Source organism: Streptomyces sp. NBC_01622, assembly GCF_045209635.1.
GTDB lineage: Bacteria > Actinomycetota > Actinomycetes > Streptomycetales > Streptomycetaceae > Streptomyces.
Genome location: NZ_CP109293.1, coordinates 7,325,452 through 7,343,351, shown reverse-complemented (window position 1 = coordinate 7,343,351; position 17,900 = coordinate 7,325,452). Strand labels below are relative to the sequence as shown.

The following is a 17,900-nucleotide window of genomic DNA, read 5'->3' as shown; positions in this document are numbered from 1 at the left end:
CCCGCTGAGCGCTGTGCACCGCCGCCCACCTGTGGAAAACCTCATCACCCGGACGAGGGAACGACGTTCGGACCGAGGTTCACCCGGCCCCGACGCCCGTCCCGGTGACCCGCGCGTACTGCTCCCGCACCTCCCGGTACCTCAGCAGCTCGGCGGCCAGCGGATCGAGCACCCGTGCCCGTCCACAGCCCGCCGCGGCCTCCCGCAACCGCCGCTCCGCGTCGAGGCCATAGCGCCGGGCGGGGCCGCGGGCCGCCATCCGGCAGCTCCACTCGACGAGCGGGCCGCCGATGATGCCGGCCACCATCAGCAGCACCGGCACCCCCAGGTTCGGCGCCATGAACCCGATGATCTGGCCCAACAGCCAGAGCCCGCCGACGACTTGGAGGATCGTCATGGACGCCTGCGCCAGTACGGCCGCCGGCCACCACCCCGGCCGCGGCGGGCGTCCCACCGGCAGCCCGGCCCGCGCCGCCAGCTCGTCCAGCGCCTCGGGCAACCCCTGCGCCCCGCGTACGGCCGCCTCCCGTACCGCCTGCGCCCAGGGCGCGGGCAGCCCGCCGGAGGCCCGGTCGGCGACCGTACGGACCGCCTGTTCGACGCGCTGTCGTGCCGTGGCCTCCTCGTCCGCCTGGGCGCGGGCGGGCAGTCGGCCGGTGGTCGGTTCGCGCCGGTCGTTGTACCAGCGCCACAGCCGCAGCCAGGGCGTGCCGCAGGCCCGGTTGGCGTTGCGCAGCCAGGCGCGTTCGGCCGCCTCGCCCGCCGCGGTGGCGCCCACCGAGTCCGCGAGCCGCGCGGCGAACTCGTCCCGCGCCTCCTCGCTGAGCCCGGTGCGCCGCCCCGTGGCGTAGACGGGCCGCAGCCGCCAGGCCGCCGCGTCGACATCGGCTGAAATTCGCCGTGCGGCGGCTCCACGATCCGCCACGAACTGGCCCAGAACCTCGCGCAGTTCGGGGATGCCGTCGCCGGTGAGCGCGGACAGGGAGAGCACGGTCGCGCCGGGTTCGCCGTACTCCCCCAGGGCGATCCCGTCCTCGTCGAGCAGCCGCCGCAGATCGTCGAGGACCTGGTCGGCGGCCTCCCCCGGGAGCCGGTCGATCTGGTTGAGGACGACGAACATGACCTCCGCGTGGCCCGCCATCGGCCGCAGATAACGTTCATGGAGGATCGCGTCGGCGTACTTCTCCGGGTCGACGACCCAGATGACCGCGTCGACGAGCGCCAGCACCCGGTCGACCTGCTCGCGGTGCGCGACGGCCGCCGAGTCGTGGTCGGGCAGGTCCACCAGGACGAGCCCGCGCAACTGGGCCTCCATCTCGGCGCTCTGCAGGGGGCGCCTGCGCAGCCGTCCCGGGATGCCGAGCCGGTCGATGAGGGTGGCCGCGCCGTCGCTCCAGCTGCACGCGATGGGCGCGGCGGTGGTGGGCCGTCGTACGCCCGTCTCCGAAATGGCCACTCCGGCAAGCGCGTTGAAGAGCTGCGACTTGCCGCTGCCGGTGGCGCCCGCGATGGCGACGACGGTGTGCTGCCCGGAGAGCCTGCGCCGCGCGGCGGCCTCGTCGAGGACCCGCCCGGCCTCCGCGAGGGTCCCGCTGTCGAGCCGGGTCCTGGAGAGCCCCACCAGTTCGCGCAGCGCGTCGAGACGGGACCGTAGCGGCCCGTCGTACGCCAAGGGGGCCGGGACGTGGGCGGTGTGGTGCGCGGTGTGCGCCGCCTGCGTCCGGGAGGCCCTGATCTCCGCGGCGGCGGCCTGCTGCGCGGCGGTGGCCTCGTTGACCCGCCGCGCGATGAGCCCGTCGTCCCAGGAGCCGGCCGATTCCTCGGGGTCCGTGGAGTTCGTCGGGTCTACGGCCGCCTTGGATCCCGCACGACCGGAGGTGTCGGCCGGCACGCGCGCGTGGTCGCCGGGGTTCTCCTGGTCGCCGATTTCCTGTGCGGCCTCTACGGGAGGGGGGTTTTCAGGGCGCTCGTCCATGGCGTCCGCATCGCGGCCGTTGTCGGCATGGTCGGCGTGGTCCATCTCGTCCGTGTGGTCCTGGTCAGTGACGGCAGTCACCGGTCACCTCTCCTTCTGCAGTACGGACAGCGCGGCGATGAGTTCGGCCTGGGGTTCGGGGTGCACGTCGAGGGCACCGAGCGGGGCGAGCCGGCGTTCGCGCTCGGTGTGCACGACCCGGTCCAGGTGGTCGTTGAGCAGCCGTCCGGCCCGGTCGCGCAGCCGCAGCGCCCCATGGGCGCCGATCCGCTCGGCGAGCCCCTCCCCCGCGGACCGCGCCCTGCGGCCGCCCAGCAGCGCGGTGGCGACGAGGGCGGCGACCACCTCGGGATCGGGCGCGATGCTCCGGTCGAGGTCGGCGACCTCCTCCTCGGCGTACTCCTCCAGCTCGCGCCGCCACCGCCGTACGGCCATCCCGATGCGGTGCTCGGCGCTCTCCAGCGAGGGGTCGCGGTCGGTGAGTTCGGGGGCGCCCGCGGCCGGTTCGCGGCGCCAGGCGTCGTCGACGCGTTCGTCGGCGGCGGTGACGGCGCACAGCAGCAGTGCGGCGAGGCTTTCGGCGAGGGCGTCGAGGAGTTCGCCGGCGGAGCAGTCGAGCGGGAAGGCGCGCCAGCGCTTCAACGCGTCCCCGGCGAGCACGGCCCCGCCCTGCAACCGCCCCCGCACGCGCGCGTGCTCGCTGTCGTACGCCCCGTCGACGGCGGCCGTGAGCCGCAGCGCGGCGGCGTACTGGGCGGCGGCGGCACCGGCCAGCTCGGGCATCCGCGACTTCAGCGAGTCGAGGACGCCGTAGGCCGTGCGGGCCATCGACTGGTGCCGGGCCCCGGGATCCTGCGCCTGCTGCACGAGCCAACTCCGCAGTGTCGCCACGGCACTGGCCGGAAGCAGCCCCCCGCCCCAGGCGGACTCGGGGAGTTCGGGCACCGTGAAGCGCGGTACGTCGCCGAGCCCGGCCTTGGCGAGCAGGGCGCCGTACTGCCTGGACACCTCGGACACCACCTGGTGGGGCACCCGGTCGAGGACGGTCACCAGGGTCGCGTTGTGCTCCTTGGCCGAGCGCAGCAGATGCCAGGGCACGGCGTCGGCGTAGCGGGCGGCCGTGGTGACCATCACCCAGATGTCGGCCGCGCAGATCAGTTCGGCGGCCAGCACCCGGTTGTCGGCGACCAGGGAGTCGATGTCGGGCGCGTCCAGGAGGGCGATTCCGCGCGGGAGGGAGTCGGCGGTCTCGACCCGCAGCACGCGCGTACCGTCCTCACCGGGGAGGAGCAACTCGTCCCCCGGGTCCTGATGGGGCACCCACACGCGCGTGAGGTCGGGCAGGACGCGCATCCCGCTGAACCAGTGATGGTCCTCCGGATGGCAGACCAGCACCGGTGTGCGGGTCGTCGGCCGCAGCACGCCGGCCTCGCTGACCCGGCGCCCCACAAGGGAGTTGACGAGCGTCGACTTGCCCGCGCCGGTGGAGCCGCCGACCACTGCCAGCAGGGGCGCTTCGGGCTCTTTCAGGCGGGGCACCAGATAGTCGTCGAGCTGGGCGAGCAGTTCGTCGCGGTTGGCACGCGCGCGTGGAGCCCCCGCAAGGGGCAGCGGGAAGCGTGCGGCGGCGACACGGTCGCGCAGGGCGGAGAGTGCGTCGAGCAGCTGAGGCCGTACGTCCAAGGTCACCACATGTGAAGAATGCCCAATTTTGGGGGAATTCTGAAGCATATGAGCATGTCTGCGCGCCGACAGAACACAACGGACGGAAGGGATGACTGGGGCATGGGCACAGTCCAGGCATAACGAGTGCACAACACCCGTGGCGCGGGGCACCAAAAGCGATGCACGATTCGTACCTGCCTGCGATTATCAGGACCGCTTCACTGAACCTCCACATCGAGCCACGGAGGGGAAGCAACAGGGACAAGGACCCGGGAGCCCTATCCTTGTCCCCGGCAACGTCACGGACCGGCCCACACCCGGGCACACCACGACCGAGGCCACCACACCCGGCCCCCGTAGCTCAGTGGATAGAGCAGGCGCCTTCTAAGCGCTTGGCCGCAGGTTCGAGTCCTGCCGGGGGCGCAAACGCCTTCTGACCAGCGGAAACGCTGGTCATTTCTTTTTCCCGACCTATGCACATCGCTTTCGGGCCAAGCGCCTTGACTGTCCACGATCGTGGGCACATGGTGTTCTCATGGCAGATGAGCGGTACAACATCGGGCCCATGGCTGCCTCGTGGCTGCGCGCCCTCAAGTCAGAGAACAAGTCAGACAACACCATCCGCATCTACGCGAACGCCGTGAACTCGTTCGCGCGGTTCCTGCTCGACCAGGACGCGGGTTATCAGCCGGTTGCCGACGAGGAAGGGACGCCCGGCCGGCCCGCGCCGAGCGAACTCGACGAGGTGCACCGCGAGCACGTGCAGGCGTACATCGCCGCCACGATCGCGCGTACGTCGCCGGCGAACGCACACCAGCACTTCCGGGCGCTGAAAACCTTCTTCAACTGGCTCACCGACGAGGAAGAGATCGACCGCACCCCCATGCGGACGATGAAACCGCCGACGGTCACCGAGACCGAGGTACCCGTCATCCCCGAGGCCGACCTCGTCAAGCTGTTCCGGGCGTGCAAGGGCAAGACGTACGCCGACCGCCGAGACACGGCGATCCTGCTGCTGTTCCTCGACACGGGCGTGCGGCTGTCGGAACTGACCGACCGCAAGGTCGTCGACCTCGACCTCGACCTCATGGTGCTGCGCGTCCTCGGGAAGAAGGACAAATGGCGGTCGGTACCGTTCGGCCGGACCGCGGCGACCGCCCTCGACCGGTACCTGCGGGCGGCGGCGAAGCACAAGGGCAAGCCACTCGACGAGGACATGTGGCTGTGGTGGGGCGACCGCGGGCAAAAGATGCACCGCTTCACCATCTGGGGCGTGGGGACCATGCTCAAACGGCGGTGCGCCGAGGCCGAGATCGACCCGATCCACCCTCACCAATTCCGGCACACGTTCGCTCACTTGTGGAAGGTGAACGGCGGGAACGAGGACGACCTCATGCGCATCACGGGGTGGAGTTCCCGGCAGATGCTGTCTCGGTACGCGTCGTCGGCCGGCGCCGAGCGCGCCCGCTCGGCTCATGCTCGTCTCAGCCCGGCCGACCGCCTCGGCTGAGAGACGACTGCGCCCCGGTGCCCGGCTCGTCGGCGAGTCGGCTACCGGGGCGTATCCGTGCAGGGGTGGGGGGTTACTGGCCTCGCTGCACTTCGAGGTTCCCGACGAGCTGCGGCATGCGGAGGCACAGGAGTGCGAGCGCCGCAGCCTCGTCGATCTGTTGGGGATCGTGAGCAAGCCGGACGTACGTCCCGAAGTCGCGGTACATCATGGGCGTACCGCGGTCGAGTTCGACCGACTCAACTCGCACATCTGTCAACGTGACCCCCTGTTCCCGCCCGCCCGATTCCGCACAGCATGAATCGAACGGCCGTTCGACACGCGCGAGGTCTGATCACTCTACGACGAGGCAGGCCGTAAACACAGGGCGTATCACAGGCAACAGTGGGTGATCTCGTCACCAAAGAGCAGCGGGTTAAACACCACTTCACAGAAGAATCACCCGTTCGGGTGAGCGCTTACTTTTCAGCGTCCCATCGCTCGGCTACCGCCTCGGCCTTAGCGGTCGATCCACCCTCGGCGCCGATCTCCCGAATCAGTCGGGCCGGCGCTCCGGCCGACAACTCGGCGTCGGTGTACCCGATCACCTGTAGGTGCGCGGCCGCCGCGACGATCTCGCGGTCGAGCCCGAGGCCGATCGCGAGCGCGCCGACGAGCTGAGGCGTGATGTCGTACCCCTGGTCACCGATGATCTTCGCAACAAGGCTCTTGCTCGGCGACCAGTCGGTGTCCGGGTCCACAGCGACGGCGGAAAACTCGCGGGTGGACATGCGTCGGTCTCGGCCGACATGCGCCTTCACGAGTTCGGTAAGCGCGTCTCGCTGCTGCGGCATCCCTCCGCCTCTCTAGTCTCATCAGTCCACGCCCAAAACCGGGCGTATGCACGAAATTGCAGGTCAGGACGTACAACCTTTTTTGCCTGCCTGACATTGTCCACGATCAGGGGCAGCTATGGGGGGCGAGAGTACACGGTCGGCTGATTCTTGACGTTGGCTTGCCTTGCCCACGATCGTGGACACCGCTCGAACGATGTGCTCTACTGGCGTTGTCCACGATCGTGGGCAGCAAACGGAGGCGCACCCATGGACTCTGCCCGGCTCTATCTGACCAGCAGTCACATGCTGCGCGGACTGATGACCTGGGCGCCGGGCGGCGGATCGATCGATATCCGGAAGCTCGCCGAAGCCGTGGGCGTCTCGAAAAGCAAGATCGGTGCGCTGTTGTCCGGTGAGCGACCTTCGGTCACGGAGGACGTTGCCGACCGCATATGCGAAGTACTCGACGTGCGCCGAGATGCTCTTTTTTACGACCCACTGCCCACGCCCATGGGCGTGGGCAGCTATCCCGAGGGAGGGGCACACCGTGAACACGAGCGAGCGGTCGCAGCAGATGAGGTTCGCGGCCCACATGAGTTGGGCCAACACGACCAACCGGTCGGCCCGTACCGAGGCCGCCCGTAGGGCGTCGCATCACACGCGGTTCCTCGACAAGGCGCGCGAGATGCACCCCGACGCGAGCGAGCAGCAGATCGCCGAGGTCGCCGAGTCGCTGCGCAAGGCGCATTACAGCGCGCTCGCCCTCAAGTCGGTCGCCGCGCGCCGCGCCAAGAGCGCCGCCGCGAAGGAGAAGAAGCGGGCCGAGGCGCAGCAGCAGCTCGCGCAGTACCGGCCCGGCGCGGCCGCCGCCTGACATCACCCCGGACGCGAGTCGGGGCCGACCCGGACCGGCATCCGGAACGACCCCTGTCGGCTCGCGCCCCACTCAACTACTGCAGAAAGCGAGGCGAGTGCCTTGAGCGCACAGCCTATCCCGCTCCGTTCCGCGAAGGCGCCGAAGATCGACCCGCAGCTCGCGGCGGTCGAGGCGGCGATCGACTACCTGATGTTGCCGACCGTGCGGCCGCCGCTCGTTCGCGAGGACGGCGTACACGTCGTCGTCGCCGACGGCGAGCAGTTCGCACAGTGGACGTACGCCCTCGGCGGCGACGTGAACCGCGCGCCCGCCCTCGACGGGGCGTCGCTGTGGACGCTGCGCACCGAGTCGCCGCAGCGCGCCGACGGCTCGACCGTCCGGATCCGCGTGCACGTCGCCCTCGTTCACGACGAGTTCGTGCCCGCCGAGTTCCGAGGGGCGGCGTCGGCATGACGAACCCGAACATCGAGCGGGCAGCCCGCGCGATCGCCGCCGCCGTCGTGCACGGCACTACGGGCGACCCCGCCCTCGAAGCGGCGCAGCAGCTCGACGAGTTGGGACTGCTCAAGCAGTCGACCGACCCGTTCTCGGTGCCCGGCAAGAACCGGCCCGCGCCGAGCCCGGCCGCCGTCGCCGCCCTCGACCAGTGCCGCAGGGCGAAGAGCGTCGCCGACACCGCGCGGGCGCAGGCCGACGGCATGCCGGGCAAGCCCGACGTGTCGGCCGCCGGCGGCGAGGTGCAGTTCGTCGTTCACCCGCGGTCGCTCGCCGACTGGAAGCAGTGGATGCACGCGCTCGGCGTCGGCGACGCCCGAGCCGACTCGACCGGGGTGTCGATGACCGTCCGCTGCAAGGTCGGCGGCGTCCGCGCCCGCCTCGTCGGCATCGGCGTGCCCGCCCTGTACGGCGAGCAGCTCGCCGACCTCGGGCGCCGGACGGCGGTCCGCCCGTGATCGAGAACGCACTCGTCGCTGTCGGGCTGCTGATCGTCGCCGCCGTCCTGATCGCCGCCTCGTCCGGGGGTTCCCGATGACCAAGCCCAACACGCCCGTTGACGGGCCGTACCGCATCACCACCGAGCCGATTCCGACCGGCGTAACCCTCGACGTCGAGCCGTTCGTACAGCGCGTCGTGACCGACGTCGTCGAGGCGCTGCTCACCGACCGGTTCCTCGACCGGTTCGACGGGCTCGTCGACATGCAGGCGCGTGACCCGCACCTGATCGAGCGGCCGCAAGATCTGCCGTTCGAGGGGCTCGTCGACGACCTCGTCGCCGAGGTGCGCACCAAGCTGCCCGTGTACGGCCGGCAGTGCGGGCGCCTCGCCGAGCGGCTGCTCGTGCTCAGCCTCGCCGGGCAGTTGCGCTCTCTCGCCGACCGCCGGGCGACCGCCTCGCAGCAGCACGCCGAGAGGGGTGCGGCCGCGTGAAGAAGACGTATCGCGACGAGTGGCGCGTGATGGTCACCCTCAAGCCTCGCCGCCCCGCCGACCTCGGGCTCACCGGTCTCGACGACCTCGCCGAGTTCGTCGCCCCGAGCGGGCCGATCACGGTCGCGGTTCTACCCCGCCGCCTCGGCAACTTCGGGTTCCTGTCCGTGAGTGACAGCCTCGCGAGCCGCGACGTCGAGGGCGACTACCGGCGACGCTGCGACGAGATCGCGGCCGAGCTGCGGCAGCGCCCGCAGGTCGACGAGGTGACCGTCACCTGCACCGAGACGCACACGTGCTCGCACTGCCGGCTGCGGTGGGAGGTGCTGACCGCCGACGAGGCGGCCGACGACTCGACGAATCAGGACGAGCACAGCGTCGAGGGCGAGCCCGTGTGCTGCGTCGAGGCGATCGCCGAGTTCCGTACCGAGCACAGCATTCCGCAGCTCGCCGAGGCGGGTGAGGCAGCGTGAACGCCCTCGACGACGCCCGCCGCAAGGCGGCCGAGTACCTACGCGAGACGACCGGCAGCGACCGGCCCGAGTGGCGCGTGACGTACACCGAGTACGGCGTGCACGACGAGGCGAACGCGATCGCGCCCGTCTGCACCGACCCCGACCACATGGCATCCGAGGACCCGACGGCGTTCGAGTGCTGCCCCGAGCCCGTGATCGACGTCGGGCCGGCGCTCGCCGAGTACCTCGTCGAGCTGCTCAACGCCGACCGCGGGGCGGGTGAGCCGAAGTGACCGCGTACATCAGTGACTGCGGGTACTGCCACACGACGCAGTTCACGCAGTGGTACAGCAAGAACGCCCCGCACGACCGGTACGGCCGGGTCGATCGCGACTACCTCGACAGCAACCCGATCGCGTACTGCTCGGAAGAACACCGCGACGCCGCCGATGCGCTGCTCGACGCGCAGCGCGCCGAGGTGCTCGACAGCGACCCGGAGGTGCAGCGGCTGCGCACCGAGCGCGACCGGTACCGGATCGCGTGGCGCATGGCGCATCAGCGCGCGCAGGGGCGAGGCTGGGCAGCCGACCGGGCGGGGGCTCGCGCCCGCGACGCGCAAGAGGCGCTGCAGCACATGCTTTTCGCCGTCATCGCCGGGCAGCTCGGGCGTAAGGCGGCGATCGACGAGGCTGCCGCGCGCACCCGCCGCGCGCTGCTCGGCGACGACCTGAACCCGTCGAGCCTCGTTCTCGACGCGCAGTCGTACCGGCAGCTCGCCGACGACGTGCTCGCCACCATGACCGACCCGGACCGATGGGACCTCGACGGCGCCGAACCGTGGGTGCTCGCGCAGTACGTGAAGCACCTCGCGGCGCAGCTCGCCCTCGCCGTCGAGTTCCGCGTGCCGCTGCCCGAGGGGCTCGGCGGCGGGTACGGCGAGGTCGTCGTACAGCGCGAGTCGGCCGGCTCGGAACGGTGGGCCGTCACCGACGGCGCGGTGTCCGGTCTGCGGGCGTGGCTCGACCCGGACGGGTGGCAGTACGTCGCCGACGTCGGGCGGGCCGAGGCGTTCGCGTACGGGCTCGACGAGGCGCTCGACATGGCCGCGGACGTCGCCCGGCTCGAACGGGAACGCCACGATGCCAGGATCCGGGCGCACCGTGCGGGGGGTGCGGAGTGAGCGCCCGGACCGTGGTCGAGCACGCGCTGCGCGTCTACTACGCCGACAGCCGCGACCCGAACGGGTTCGTCGAGAAGCTGCTCGCGAAGTACGACGGCGAGCTGCTCGCCGCGCACGGCATCGGGAGTGAGGAGGACACCCGCGGCGGATCGCCGCAACAGGGCGAGTCCACTCACCGACACCCGCGCCCGTGCGAGTTCCCGACCGTGCTGCCCTGCACGTGCCCGCGCCCGTCGGCGCTGCCCGACGCGTCGTTCGTCCGTGCACGGCGCCTCGCCCGCATCGCTGCGTTCTTCCACGGTGCCCGCGACGGACACGCCGCGATGTGGGCGGGGGCGGCGCGATGACCGATCCGAAGTGGGCGCACGACACCGAGCGGGGGCGGTACTACACCGATCCCGCGGGCGGGCCGGACCTGATCAGCGTCACGAACGCGCTCGGCAGCATCGCGAAACCGGCGCTCGTGCCGTGGGCGGCCGGTCTCACAGCCGACGCCGTCATCGCCGACCCGATCACGACTGCCCGCCGGGCGCGCACCGAGCCGACGGCGCTGCGCCGTGAACTCGTCGCCGTGTCACGGGAGTACACCGATCAGGCGCGCGACCTCGGCACCCGCGTGCACCTGCGGGCCGTGTCGCTCGTGCTCAACACCCCGTTCCCGTACGACCCCGAGGTCGAGCCGTACGCGGTGCAGCTCGCCGCATGGTTCCGGCTGTGGCGCGTCGACTTCGAGCACGACGTCGAGGCGGTCGAGACGACCGTGATGAACCGCAAGCGCGGTTACGCCGGTACGGGCGATCTGTGGCTGTGGCTGCCGACCGGCCGGTTCCGGCGGCGGCAGCTCTGGCTCATCGACTACAAGACGAGCGCGAAGAAGCCGGCGAGCACGGTGTACGACGATCAGCCGCTGCAGCTCGCCGCCCTGCGGCACGCCCCCGAGTGGCTGCTGCCGGACGACAGCAGCGAGCCGGCGCCGCGGGTGCACCGTACGGCGCTGCTGAACCTGCGGCCGCGCAGTCGCCGGTTCATCGAAGTGCCGTCCGGCCGGGCGCAGTTCCGGGCATTCCTCGGCGCCCTCGAAACCTCCCGATACCTGCACGACGCCCCGAGCGCGTACCCGGCGATCGACCCGCCGTGGGCGCCGGGCGCATCCAACCGAAAGGCAGCGTGACCCATGGGATCGCGCATCATGACCATGAAGCGGCAGGCGGCCGAACTCGGCCGTATCCGCACCGGCTACAGCCGGCCCAACCCGAAGCCGAACGGGCGGCCGATCCCGGTCAAGTCCAAGACGTTCATTCTCAGCTCGCACTCGCGCGAGTACGTCGCGGCCGCGGCCGAGCTGTACGGCGGCCGGGTCGAGCAGTGGACGCCGCAGGGGCAGCCCGTCGCGCAGTGGCGGGTCATCACCGAGGCGAGCGAGCTGCGGGCGATCCTGCCCGCCGGCGACCCGCTCGACCAGTCGTACGAGATGTGGACGGGCGGCGGCTGCTCGCGGCGCTGCGACGGCGTGACCGAGCGCCTGTCGGGCGACGCGTGCATCTGCCTCGCGCGGTACGGCGACGAATGGCACGAGCGCCCCGCCGACGAGGTGTGCCGCCCGACGTCCCGCGTCGGCGTGTTCCTGCCCGACCTGCCCGACCTCGGCGTGTGGCGGATCGAGACGAAGTCGTATTACGCGGCCGACGCGCTCGCCGGCGGGCTCGACACCGTGCTGCAGGCGACGGGCGGCAAAGGCATGATGCCCGTCCGCATGTGGATCGAGCAGCGCAAGGCACTGCGCAAGGGTAAGACAAAGCAGTTCCAAGTGATCATGATCGTGCCGTCGCTGCCGAAGCTGCGGCACGCCCTTACCGGTCCGATCAGCACGGCGGCCGCCCTCGATCCGGCAAGCCTCAATCGGCCCGCGATCGAGGCCGCGCCCGCCGAGCTGCCCGACTACCTCGGCGACGCCCGCGAGTGCCGTACGTCCGCCGAGGTGCGCGAGGTGTGGCACCGGGCGAACCGCGCCGGGCACGTCGCCCGCGACGGGTCCGACGAGTTGTCGCTCGACCTCATGCGGATCGCCGAGGACATCGACAAGGGGATCGACCCGACGACGGGCGAGGTCGGCGACCAGGACGACGGCGGCGACGGCGGCGACGGCGACGAACTCGGGCCGGACGACGACGGCGTGTACGACGTCGAGGTGCTCGGCGAGGGCGACCAGGACGCGACCGAACCGCCGACCGCGCAGCCGGCGACCTCGTGGCCGGCGGCGGCGCAGCCCGGATCGGGGGCACGCCGATGACGTGGCACTTCGGCCGATGGTCCGCGTTCGATCTGGAGACGACGGGCGTCGACGTCGAGAACGACCGGATCGTGACCGGCGCTGTGATCTCGCGCGGCGGTGGGATCGAGGCCGAGGCCGGCGAATGGCTCGCCGACCCCGGTGTCGAGATCCCGGCCGAGGCGACCGAGGTACACAAGATCACGACCGAGCATGCGCGAGCGAAGGGTGACCCGGCGCGCGACGTCGTCGGCGAGATCGCTGCGGAACTCGCCGGGCAGGTGCTGCTCGCCGGCTCGGCGATCGTCGGGCACAACGTGTCGTACGACTTGACGCTGCTCGACCGCGAGTGCCGCCGGTACGAACTGCCGACCCTGCACGACCGGCTCGACGGCGCCCCGCTGCACGTGATCGACACTCGCGTGCTCGACCAGCACGCCGACCAGTTCCGCAAGCGCCCGAGCGAGCAGCAAGGGGCGCGGCAGCTCGTCACGCTCGCGCAGGTCTACGGCGTGCCGTGGGACGACGAGGCGGCGCACGGCTGCTCGTTCGACGCGCTCGCCGCCGCGCAGATCGCCCGCAGGATCGCGGAGATCGCACACACGCGGTGGCGTGACTTGCCCGAGCGGATCCAGGCGATCCGACGGCCGCGGTTCTACGCGTTCCGCGATCTCTCGCTCGCCGAGCTGCACGCCGCACAGATCGATTGGGCGGCCGAGCAGGCGGCCGGGCTCGAAAAGCACTTCCGGAAGACAGACCCGAACGCGGTCGTCGACCGCGCGTGGCCGCTGCGCCCGTGGGTCGAGCCGAGCACCGAAGGGGCACCCGCATGACCGACCGGAACATCATCGGATTCGACGTCGACCGCAACGGCGACGCCGCGATCGTGGTCGCGGTGCAGCGCGACGGCTCGTACACCGTGCGCACGCCGGGCGTGTGCAAGTCGCTCGCTGCCGAGCTGCTGCGCGGGATCGCCGACCGGCTCGACGCCGAACACGGCCCGTTCCCCTGCACCCCGGCGCCCGAGCAGCACGACCGGCCGCGCGAGGACGAGCCGGCTCGCCCGCGCGGCGGCCGCCTCGACCGCGACCGCGGCGTGTACCGCGACCCGCGCGGGGACTCGTGGGACCTGTCGCTGTTGTGGGGCGACGAGTTCGACCGCGAGTGGAAGTGGCACGGCAGCACTGACCGGCTCGGCGAGCCGCTGCTGCGGGCCGAGGACGACGGCGAGGTGCAGCCGCTCGGCGTGCTGCGCGCCCTGTACGGCCCGATCAGCCCGCGCTCGGGCGGTGCGGCATGACGGACACGATCCCCGGTCTGATCGCCGTGGGCGACGAGCTGCTGCTCGACGACCGCCGCACCGGCAGCCCCGACGAGTTCCGCGTGTTCGGGCTCGACCTCTCGATCACCTCGACCGGCGTGTGCAGGCCGGACGGCTCGACGTTCCGGATCCGGACCCGGCAGAAGGACGGCCCGCGCCGGCTGCTGCACATCCGTGGGGCGCTGATCGCCGAGATCGCCGAGCACCGGCCGCACCTCGCCGTGATCGAGGATCTGCCGACCCGCATGCACCCGAGGTCGCTCAAGCCGATCGCCGCCCTGCACGGCGTCGTGCAAGCGCTGCTGCTCGACGCCGACGTGCCGTGGGCGTACGTCGCCCCGGCGACGCTCAAGAAGTACGCGGCCGACAACGGCGCCGCCTCGAAACGGGACATGACCGCGGCCGCGTTCCTCGCCGACGGCGCGCAGTTCGAGAACGACGAGGGCGCCGACCAGGCCGACGCATGGTGGCTGCGCGCAGCCGGTTACGACTGGTGCGGGCTGCCGCGGTTCTCGATGCCGCAGGCGCAGCGCGACGCCCTCGGCAAGGCGGATTGGCCCGACGCGTACGTGCAGCGGTACGTGATGGGGGCCGCGGCATGAGGCGCCGCCGCTCGACCGCCGTCGGCGCTCCGCTCCCCGGAACTGCCGTTGCCCCGCGGCGGCGGACGGCCGACGAGATCGCCGCGGCGACCTCCCGACCGGTGCCGCCGGTACCCGATCAGGGCGACCTCGTCGAGCACTGGCGCGAGTGCGGGCTGCTCGACGACGACGCGGTCGTCGCCCTCGGCGGCGAGCAGCCGTGAACGGGATCGGGCCGACCATCGGCAACCCGCACCCCGGCTACGGGCTGCGGGTGCGCAAGGACGGTAACCGAGGGCTCGCCGTGGCCGACGCCGACTGTCCGTGCGGGCGGTTCAGCAAGGCCGCGCAGGGCGACGTCGAGGTCGAGTCGCTCGTGATCGGTTACGGCCGACACCGCCGCGACGAGTGCCCGATCCCAGCGATACGAGCAGCGGCCGCCCGGCAGTACGCGGCGCTGCAGCAGTCCCTCAACAAGCGACGGAGGAAGTAGACATGCCCAGGTTGAACGAAGAGGCCGAGGTCGAGGTCAAGCTCGACAGTGCCGCGGCGATGCTGCAGCAGGCGATCCCGGCGATCCTGCGCCGCGGACTGTTCGAGTCGCCCGGCGCCCGGATCGTCGCGGTCGTCGAGTTCGCGAGCACGACGTACACCGGTCACGCCGCCGACGAGGACAAAGACCCGCAGGTGAAACTCAGGGTCAAGCTCGCCGAGGTCGCCACCGAGGGCGATCAAATCCGGCTGCTGCGCGAGGTGCAGCGCGCGATGTACCGGCAGCGCAAGATGAACGGCACGCTCGACGAGATAGGGCCCGGCTCGCAGGACGTCGAGGCGACCGTCGCCGAGCTGCTCGCGGTGCAGCCGACCGAGGGCGAGTTCGAGGCGCACGAGGAACGCAGGCGTGCACAGCGAGGCGGAAACCGGGTCGAGCAGTACTGATGCCCCGCCCCCCGAGCAGCAGTGGCGGCGCTCGTCGTGAGCGCTGCCGCTGCGGCCGCACCGTACTGCGGCAGCTCGTCGGCAACCGGGCGGCGCTCGATGTGACCGCCGACGCCGACGAGTTGACCGCCGCGGCGGCCGCGATGCTGCGCGAGCCGAACCGGCTCGACTGGTGTGTACGCACCTCGGCGGGCGGACCCGACCTGCAGTGGGCCGACTGCCACCGACGCAAGGCGGAGTGCACCCGCCCGCACGTGATCGACCATCAGTGCACGGCGCCCCCCGGCACTGGCGCCCACGCCCACGGGCGCGGGCGAGGCGGGCGCCGCCCCCGTACGACCTCGGTTCCCGAGGGACAGCTCACCCTCGGATAGGAGACAACCCCTATGGCCTGGCTCGCCGTTGACGACAACGCCCATTCACACCCGAAGTTCGTCGCCGCAGGTAACGCGGCGCTCGGGTTGTGGCTGCGCTGCGGCGCCTACGCCGCACAGCACCTGACCGACGGCATCGTGCCCGGCGCCATTGCGAAGATGTACGGCTCGAAGCCGCAGATCGCGAAGCTGCTCGCGGCCGGACTGTGGCACGAACACGGTCACTCGTGCAGGCACCCGAAGTGCGCGCAGCCGGCGCCCGGCGACTACTTCATTCACGACTACCTCGCCCCTTACAACCCCTCGCGCGCCGAGGTCGAGGGCAAGCGCGAGCGGGCCGCAGAGAAGAAGCGCCGGCAGCGCGCCGTACAAGATCCGCTGCCGAACCGTGGCGGGTTCGCCGACGGTCCGCACGAGAATCGCGGCCGATTCGACGACGATTCGTCGACGGACCGCACGCCGGAATATGACGACTACGCAGGTCACGGCGGTGCGTCCCCTGGGGACAGCTCGGGGACTCGCACGCACGCGAACCCCTCCCCTCCCCTCCCCTCCCACGAGGGGGGTGAAGGTAGAGAGGCACCTGCAGGTGGGGTGCGCGGCCGGGCAGCTCTCTCTCAGATCGCCGCCGACTGGCAGCCGAGAGACGAGGACGTGCAGGCCGCGCAGCTCGCCCGCGCCGACGCCGGCCGCGAGCAGCTCACCGCGCAGCAACTCGACGCCGTCACCCGCAAGTTCCGGCAGCGCATGCTCGACGACCAGGTGCGCGCCGCCGGGTTCGGCGGCCGCTGGCAGCAGTGGGCCGAGAACGAGCGCACCGAGGCGGCGCAGGGCGCGGGCGGCGTCGTCGTCCCCTTCGCGCAGCAGCCCATGACCAAGTCACAGCAGCAGCGCGCCGGGCTCGACCGGCTGCGCGAGCGCCTGAACGGAGGTACCGCGTCGTGACCCTTGACGAGACCCTCGACCTGTTGTCGCAGATCGCCCTCGTCGACGACCGCGTCGTGAAGGTGAACGAGACCGAGCAGGCTGCGCAGCTCACGATGTGGGCGGCGATCCTGCGCGACGTCCCCCTCGACTTCGCCGGCCGGGCGGTCGGCGACCACTACGCCGAGTCGGCGTGGGCGGTCATGCCGAAGGACATCGCCGCCCGGTGGCGCACCGAGGCTCGCCGCCGGCTCGACCGGCACGTCGGCACCTTCGAGCCGACCTCGCACCCGCACCTCGACCCCGACAACATCCCCGGCTACCGGGCGGCGCTGCGGGCCGAGCGCGAGGGCGTACGCCGCGGCGGCGCCGAACCGGTCGAGCTGCGAGCGCTGCTCACCGGATCCGAGCCGGCGGCCGCCGGTCGTCCGAACGACACGTACCTGCAGGCACGCGAGGCGGTACGAGCTGCCCGCGAGGCTGCGCGCACCGCACCCCAGGAATGCGAGGTGTCCTCGTGAAGGTGTCCGTCGACAAGCAGCTCGCCGAGACCGTGCCCGACGGCACGTTCGGCGGCGCTCGACCCCGACCCCGCCGCGGCCGCGCCCGCGAGCAGCAGCGCCGCGGGCCGGACCCCGACGCCGCGCGTCACTGGGCAGAACTCGGCGCCGCCGTCGCCTCGATCGATCACGAGAACGGCTACGGCGTGAACCTCCGCTACCGACAGACCAGGGAGACAGCAACATGACCGACAAGCCGATGACCGCCGTCGAGGCGCTGCTCGCATTCGCCCGTCGCGTCGTCGACGACGAGGCCGCTCGGGCGCTGCTCGACGAGGCCACCCTCGAACTCACCGGGCGCCGTGTCGTACGCCCCGATCAGCAGCTCGTGCCGCTGCGGTTCACCGTGCGCCGTCACCATGACGTGAGCGGTGTGAGCGGCGACGGATCGGTCGCCGACGGCGTGCTGTGGCCGGACGGAACCGCCTCGGTGCGGTGGCGCGGCGAGCACCCCTCGGCCGTGTTCTGGGACCGCGGCCGCGTGAGCGTCGAGTTCATCCATGGGCATCAGGGCGCGACCGAGATCGTGCTCGTCGACCAGGACGACACGGCCGCACTGCCCACGCCCACGGGCGTGGGCGATAAAGTGGGCGCCGCCCCGCTCGTCGTCCGACGCGTTCTCGAACACGCCCTACGCCGCCCCGTTCCGTGCCCGAAGTGCGAGCGCACCTCGCAGTGCAGGTGCATCGCCGACCGGACCGAGGCACGCATCGACGTCGTGCTCGGCGCCCTCGCGCCGTGGCTCAACACCGGTACAGGAGAGGCGGCATGACCGAGCCCTACGACCTCGACGACCTCGACGAGCCCGACGAGCCCGACCTCGACGAGCGCGACGGCGAGGCGGCCGACGACCTCACCGACGAGGAACTCGCCGCCGCCCTCGCATGGCTGCACGGCCCCCGGAACCCGCTCGCCGGCTACGACACGCCCGTCACTCGACGGCGCAAGCCGGACGCGACCGGACGCGACATGCACGACGTGCTGCCGACCCTCTGACCCGCCCGCCATCCACAGACTGTGAGGAACC

The 17,900-nt window shown here is 71.6% G+C and carries 28 protein-coding genes and 1 tRNA gene; 25 read left to right on the top strand and 4 right to left on the bottom strand.

All coding sequences use genetic code 11. From position 1 onward, the window contains the following. Positions 1–79 precede the first annotated feature (79 nt). Together OH768_RS33975 and OH768_RS33970 are read right to left on the bottom strand one after the other, a co-directional pair. Positions 80–2,056, bottom strand: a complete 1,977-nt coding sequence (locus OH768_RS33975; protein ID WP_406459777.1) for a GTPase — start codon at positions 2,054–2,056, stop codon at positions 80–82. Between the two features lie 3 nt (positions 2,057–2,059). Further along, a complete protein-coding gene (locus OH768_RS33970; protein ID WP_406459776.1) occupies positions 2,060–3,667 on the bottom strand; it encodes a dynamin family protein in 1,608 nt (535 codons plus the stop codon). A 323-nt stretch (positions 3,668–3,990) separates the two neighbouring features. On the opposite strand from OH768_RS33970, the gene OH768_RS33965 reads away from it, so the two are divergent. Next, positions 3,991–4,063 (top strand) — tRNA-Arg (locus OH768_RS33965). A 112-nt stretch (positions 4,064–4,175) separates the two neighbouring features. Further along, positions 4,176–5,150 (top strand): tyrosine-type recombinase/integrase, encoded by a 975-nt coding sequence (locus OH768_RS33960; RefSeq protein WP_406459775.1) that lies wholly within the window; start codon positions 4,176–4,178, stop codon positions 5,148–5,150. A 73-nt stretch (positions 5,151–5,223) separates the two neighbouring features. Here OH768_RS33960 and OH768_RS33955 read toward each other — a convergent pair whose 3' ends face one another. Then, positions 5,224–5,400, bottom strand: coding sequence for a hypothetical protein (locus OH768_RS33955; RefSeq protein ID WP_406459774.1), 177 nt, complete (start codon positions 5,398–5,400; stop codon positions 5,224–5,226). A 208-nt stretch (positions 5,401–5,608) separates the two neighbouring features. Further along, positions 5,609–5,983, bottom strand: coding sequence for a hypothetical protein (locus OH768_RS33950; RefSeq protein ID WP_406459773.1), 375 nt, complete (start codon positions 5,981–5,983; stop codon positions 5,609–5,611). Positions 5,984–6,232: 249 nt separating this feature from the next. Here OH768_RS33950 and OH768_RS33945 point away from each other — a divergent pair, with 249 nt between their 5' ends. The 23 genes from OH768_RS33945 to OH768_RS33835 all read left to right on the top strand — a co-directional run bounded on the left by OH768_RS33945 (position 6,233) and on the right by OH768_RS33835 (position 17,869). Continuing rightward, entirely contained in the window at positions 6,233–6,610 is a 378-nt protein-coding gene (locus OH768_RS33945) for a helix-turn-helix domain-containing protein (protein ID WP_406459772.1), read from the top strand. Then, entirely contained in the window at positions 6,513–6,839 is a 327-nt protein-coding gene (locus tag OH768_RS33940; RefSeq protein WP_406465842.1) for a hypothetical protein, read from the top strand. The genes OH768_RS33945 and OH768_RS33940 overlap by 98 nt, the downstream gene beginning before the upstream one ends. A 102-nt stretch (positions 6,840–6,941) precedes the next feature. Beyond that, entirely contained in the window at positions 6,942–7,295 is a 354-nt protein-coding gene (locus OH768_RS33935; protein WP_406459771.1) for a hypothetical protein, read from the top strand. After that, entirely contained in the window at positions 7,292–7,795 is a 504-nt protein-coding gene (locus OH768_RS33930; RefSeq protein ID WP_406459770.1) for a hypothetical protein, read from the top strand. The genes OH768_RS33935 and OH768_RS33930 overlap by 4 nt, the downstream gene beginning before the upstream one ends. Before the next feature lie 76 nt (positions 7,796–7,871). After that, positions 7,872–8,270 (top strand): hypothetical protein, encoded by a 399-nt coding sequence (locus OH768_RS33925; protein ID WP_406459769.1) that lies wholly within the window; start codon positions 7,872–7,874, stop codon positions 8,268–8,270. After that, complete coding sequence (locus OH768_RS33920) at positions 8,267–8,743, top strand: hypothetical protein (protein WP_406459768.1); 477 nt, start codon at positions 8,267–8,269, stop codon at positions 8,741–8,743. The genes OH768_RS33925 and OH768_RS33920 overlap by 4 nt, the downstream gene beginning before the upstream one ends. Next, on the top strand, positions 8,740–9,018 hold the full coding sequence (locus tag OH768_RS33915; RefSeq protein WP_406459767.1) for a hypothetical protein: 279 nt from the start codon (positions 8,740–8,742) through the stop codon (positions 9,016–9,018). Before OH768_RS33920 ends, OH768_RS33915 begins: the two co-directional genes overlap by 4 nt. Then, on the top strand, positions 9,015–9,905 hold the full coding sequence (locus tag OH768_RS33910) for a hypothetical protein (RefSeq protein WP_406459766.1): 891 nt from the start codon (positions 9,015–9,017) through the stop codon (positions 9,903–9,905). Before OH768_RS33915 ends, OH768_RS33910 begins: the two co-directional genes overlap by 4 nt. Next, the gene (locus OH768_RS33905; RefSeq protein ID WP_406459765.1) at positions 9,902–10,252 is read left to right on the top strand and encodes a hypothetical protein; all 351 of its coding nucleotides are present in this window, start codon (positions 9,902–9,904) and stop codon (positions 10,250–10,252) included. Before OH768_RS33910 ends, OH768_RS33905 begins: the two co-directional genes overlap by 4 nt. After that, a complete protein-coding gene (locus OH768_RS33900; protein WP_383873621.1) occupies positions 10,249–11,076 on the top strand; it encodes a hypothetical protein in 828 nt (275 codons plus the stop codon). The genes OH768_RS33905 and OH768_RS33900 overlap by 4 nt, the downstream gene beginning before the upstream one ends. Positions 11,077–11,079: 3 nt before the next feature. Beyond that, positions 11,080–12,195, top strand: coding sequence for a hypothetical protein (locus OH768_RS33895; RefSeq protein WP_406459764.1), 1,116 nt, complete (start codon positions 11,080–11,082; stop codon positions 12,193–12,195). Next, a complete protein-coding gene (locus tag OH768_RS33890) occupies positions 12,192–13,007 on the top strand; it encodes an exonuclease domain-containing protein (protein ID WP_406465551.1) in 816 nt (271 codons plus the stop codon). The genes OH768_RS33895 and OH768_RS33890 overlap by 4 nt, the downstream gene beginning before the upstream one ends. Beyond that, complete coding sequence (locus OH768_RS33885) at positions 13,004–13,474, top strand: phiSA1p31-related protein (RefSeq protein WP_406459763.1); 471 nt, start codon at positions 13,004–13,006, stop codon at positions 13,472–13,474. The genes OH768_RS33890 and OH768_RS33885 overlap by 4 nt, the downstream gene beginning before the upstream one ends. Beyond that, entirely contained in the window at positions 13,471–14,097 is a 627-nt protein-coding gene (locus tag OH768_RS33880) for a crossover junction endodeoxyribonuclease RuvC (RefSeq protein ID WP_406459762.1), read from the top strand. Before OH768_RS33885 ends, OH768_RS33880 begins: the two co-directional genes overlap by 4 nt. Further along, entirely contained in the window at positions 14,094–14,300 is a 207-nt protein-coding gene (locus OH768_RS33875) for a hypothetical protein (RefSeq protein ID WP_406459761.1), read from the top strand. The genes OH768_RS33880 and OH768_RS33875 overlap by 4 nt, the downstream gene beginning before the upstream one ends. Next, positions 14,297–14,569, top strand: a complete 273-nt coding sequence (locus tag OH768_RS33870; RefSeq protein ID WP_406459760.1) for a hypothetical protein — start codon at positions 14,297–14,299, stop codon at positions 14,567–14,569. Before OH768_RS33875 ends, OH768_RS33870 begins: the two co-directional genes overlap by 4 nt. A gap of 2 nt (positions 14,570–14,571) precedes the next feature. Further along, on the top strand, positions 14,572–15,015 hold the full coding sequence (locus OH768_RS33865; protein WP_406459759.1) for a hypothetical protein: 444 nt from the start codon (positions 14,572–14,574) through the stop codon (positions 15,013–15,015). Further along, positions 15,015–15,389 (top strand): hypothetical protein, encoded by a 375-nt coding sequence (locus tag OH768_RS33860; protein ID WP_406459758.1) that lies wholly within the window; start codon positions 15,015–15,017, stop codon positions 15,387–15,389. The genes OH768_RS33865 and OH768_RS33860 overlap by 1 nt, the downstream gene beginning before the upstream one ends. A gap of 12 nt (positions 15,390–15,401) precedes the next feature. Further along, positions 15,402–16,334: a hypothetical protein gene (locus OH768_RS33855; protein WP_406459757.1), complete on the top strand. Its 933-nt coding sequence runs from the start codon at positions 15,402–15,404 to the stop codon at positions 16,332–16,334. Then, positions 16,331–16,834, top strand: coding sequence for a hypothetical protein (locus tag OH768_RS33850; RefSeq protein WP_406459756.1), 504 nt, complete (start codon positions 16,331–16,333; stop codon positions 16,832–16,834). Before OH768_RS33855 ends, OH768_RS33850 begins: the two co-directional genes overlap by 4 nt. Continuing rightward, complete coding sequence (locus OH768_RS33845; protein ID WP_406459755.1) at positions 16,831–17,061, top strand: hypothetical protein; 231 nt, start codon at positions 16,831–16,833, stop codon at positions 17,059–17,061. Before OH768_RS33850 ends, OH768_RS33845 begins: the two co-directional genes overlap by 4 nt. After that, a complete protein-coding gene (locus tag OH768_RS33840; RefSeq protein ID WP_406459754.1) occupies positions 17,058–17,645 on the top strand; it encodes a hypothetical protein in 588 nt (195 codons plus the stop codon). The genes OH768_RS33845 and OH768_RS33840 overlap by 4 nt, the downstream gene beginning before the upstream one ends. Then, positions 17,642–17,869, top strand: a complete 228-nt coding sequence (locus OH768_RS33835; protein WP_406459753.1) for a hypothetical protein — start codon at positions 17,642–17,644, stop codon at positions 17,867–17,869. Before OH768_RS33840 ends, OH768_RS33835 begins: the two co-directional genes overlap by 4 nt. The last annotated feature ends 31 nt before the right edge of the window (positions 17,870–17,900 follow it).

What these genes read in the sequence shown, in the direction of transcription:
- OH768_RS33960 (WP_406459775.1), top strand. Translation starts at nt 4,176, where the DNA reads ATGGCAGATGAGCGGTACAACATCGGGCCCATGGCTGCCTCGTGGCTG.
- OH768_RS33950 (WP_406459773.1), bottom strand. Translation starts at nt 5,983, where the DNA reads ATGCCGCAGCAGCGAGACGCGCTTACCGAACTCGTGAAGGCGCATGTC.
- OH768_RS33945 (WP_406459772.1), top strand. Translation starts at nt 6,233, where the DNA reads ATGGACTCTGCCCGGCTCTATCTGACCAGCAGTCACATGCTGCGCGGA.
- OH768_RS33930 (WP_406459770.1), top strand. Translation starts at nt 7,292, where the DNA reads ATGACGAACCCGAACATCGAGCGGGCAGCCCGCGCGATCGCCGCCGCC.
- OH768_RS33925 (WP_406459769.1), top strand. Translation starts at nt 7,872, where the DNA reads ATGACCAAGCCCAACACGCCCGTTGACGGGCCGTACCGCATCACCACC.
- OH768_RS33900 (WP_383873621.1), top strand. Translation starts at nt 10,249, where the DNA reads ATGACCGATCCGAAGTGGGCGCACGACACCGAGCGGGGGCGGTACTAC.
- OH768_RS33895 (WP_406459764.1), top strand. Translation starts at nt 11,080, where the DNA reads ATGGGATCGCGCATCATGACCATGAAGCGGCAGGCGGCCGAACTCGGC.
- OH768_RS33890 (WP_406465551.1), top strand. Translation starts at nt 12,192, where the DNA reads ATGACGTGGCACTTCGGCCGATGGTCCGCGTTCGATCTGGAGACGACG.
- OH768_RS33885 (WP_406459763.1), top strand. Translation starts at nt 13,004, where the DNA reads ATGACCGACCGGAACATCATCGGATTCGACGTCGACCGCAACGGCGAC.
- OH768_RS33880 (WP_406459762.1), top strand. Translation starts at nt 13,471, where the DNA reads ATGACGGACACGATCCCCGGTCTGATCGCCGTGGGCGACGAGCTGCTG.
- OH768_RS33875 (WP_406459761.1), top strand. Translation starts at nt 14,094, where the DNA reads ATGAGGCGCCGCCGCTCGACCGCCGTCGGCGCTCCGCTCCCCGGAACT.
- OH768_RS33865 (WP_406459759.1), top strand. Translation starts at nt 14,572, where the DNA reads ATGCCCAGGTTGAACGAAGAGGCCGAGGTCGAGGTCAAGCTCGACAGT.
- OH768_RS33860 (WP_406459758.1), top strand. Translation starts at nt 15,015, where the DNA reads ATGCCCCGCCCCCCGAGCAGCAGTGGCGGCGCTCGTCGTGAGCGCTGC.
- OH768_RS33855 (WP_406459757.1), top strand. Translation starts at nt 15,402, where the DNA reads ATGGCCTGGCTCGCCGTTGACGACAACGCCCATTCACACCCGAAGTTC.
- OH768_RS33840 (WP_406459754.1), top strand. Translation starts at nt 17,058, where the DNA reads ATGACCGACAAGCCGATGACCGCCGTCGAGGCGCTGCTCGCATTCGCC.
- OH768_RS33835 (WP_406459753.1), top strand. Translation starts at nt 17,642, where the DNA reads ATGACCGAGCCCTACGACCTCGACGACCTCGACGAGCCCGACGAGCCC.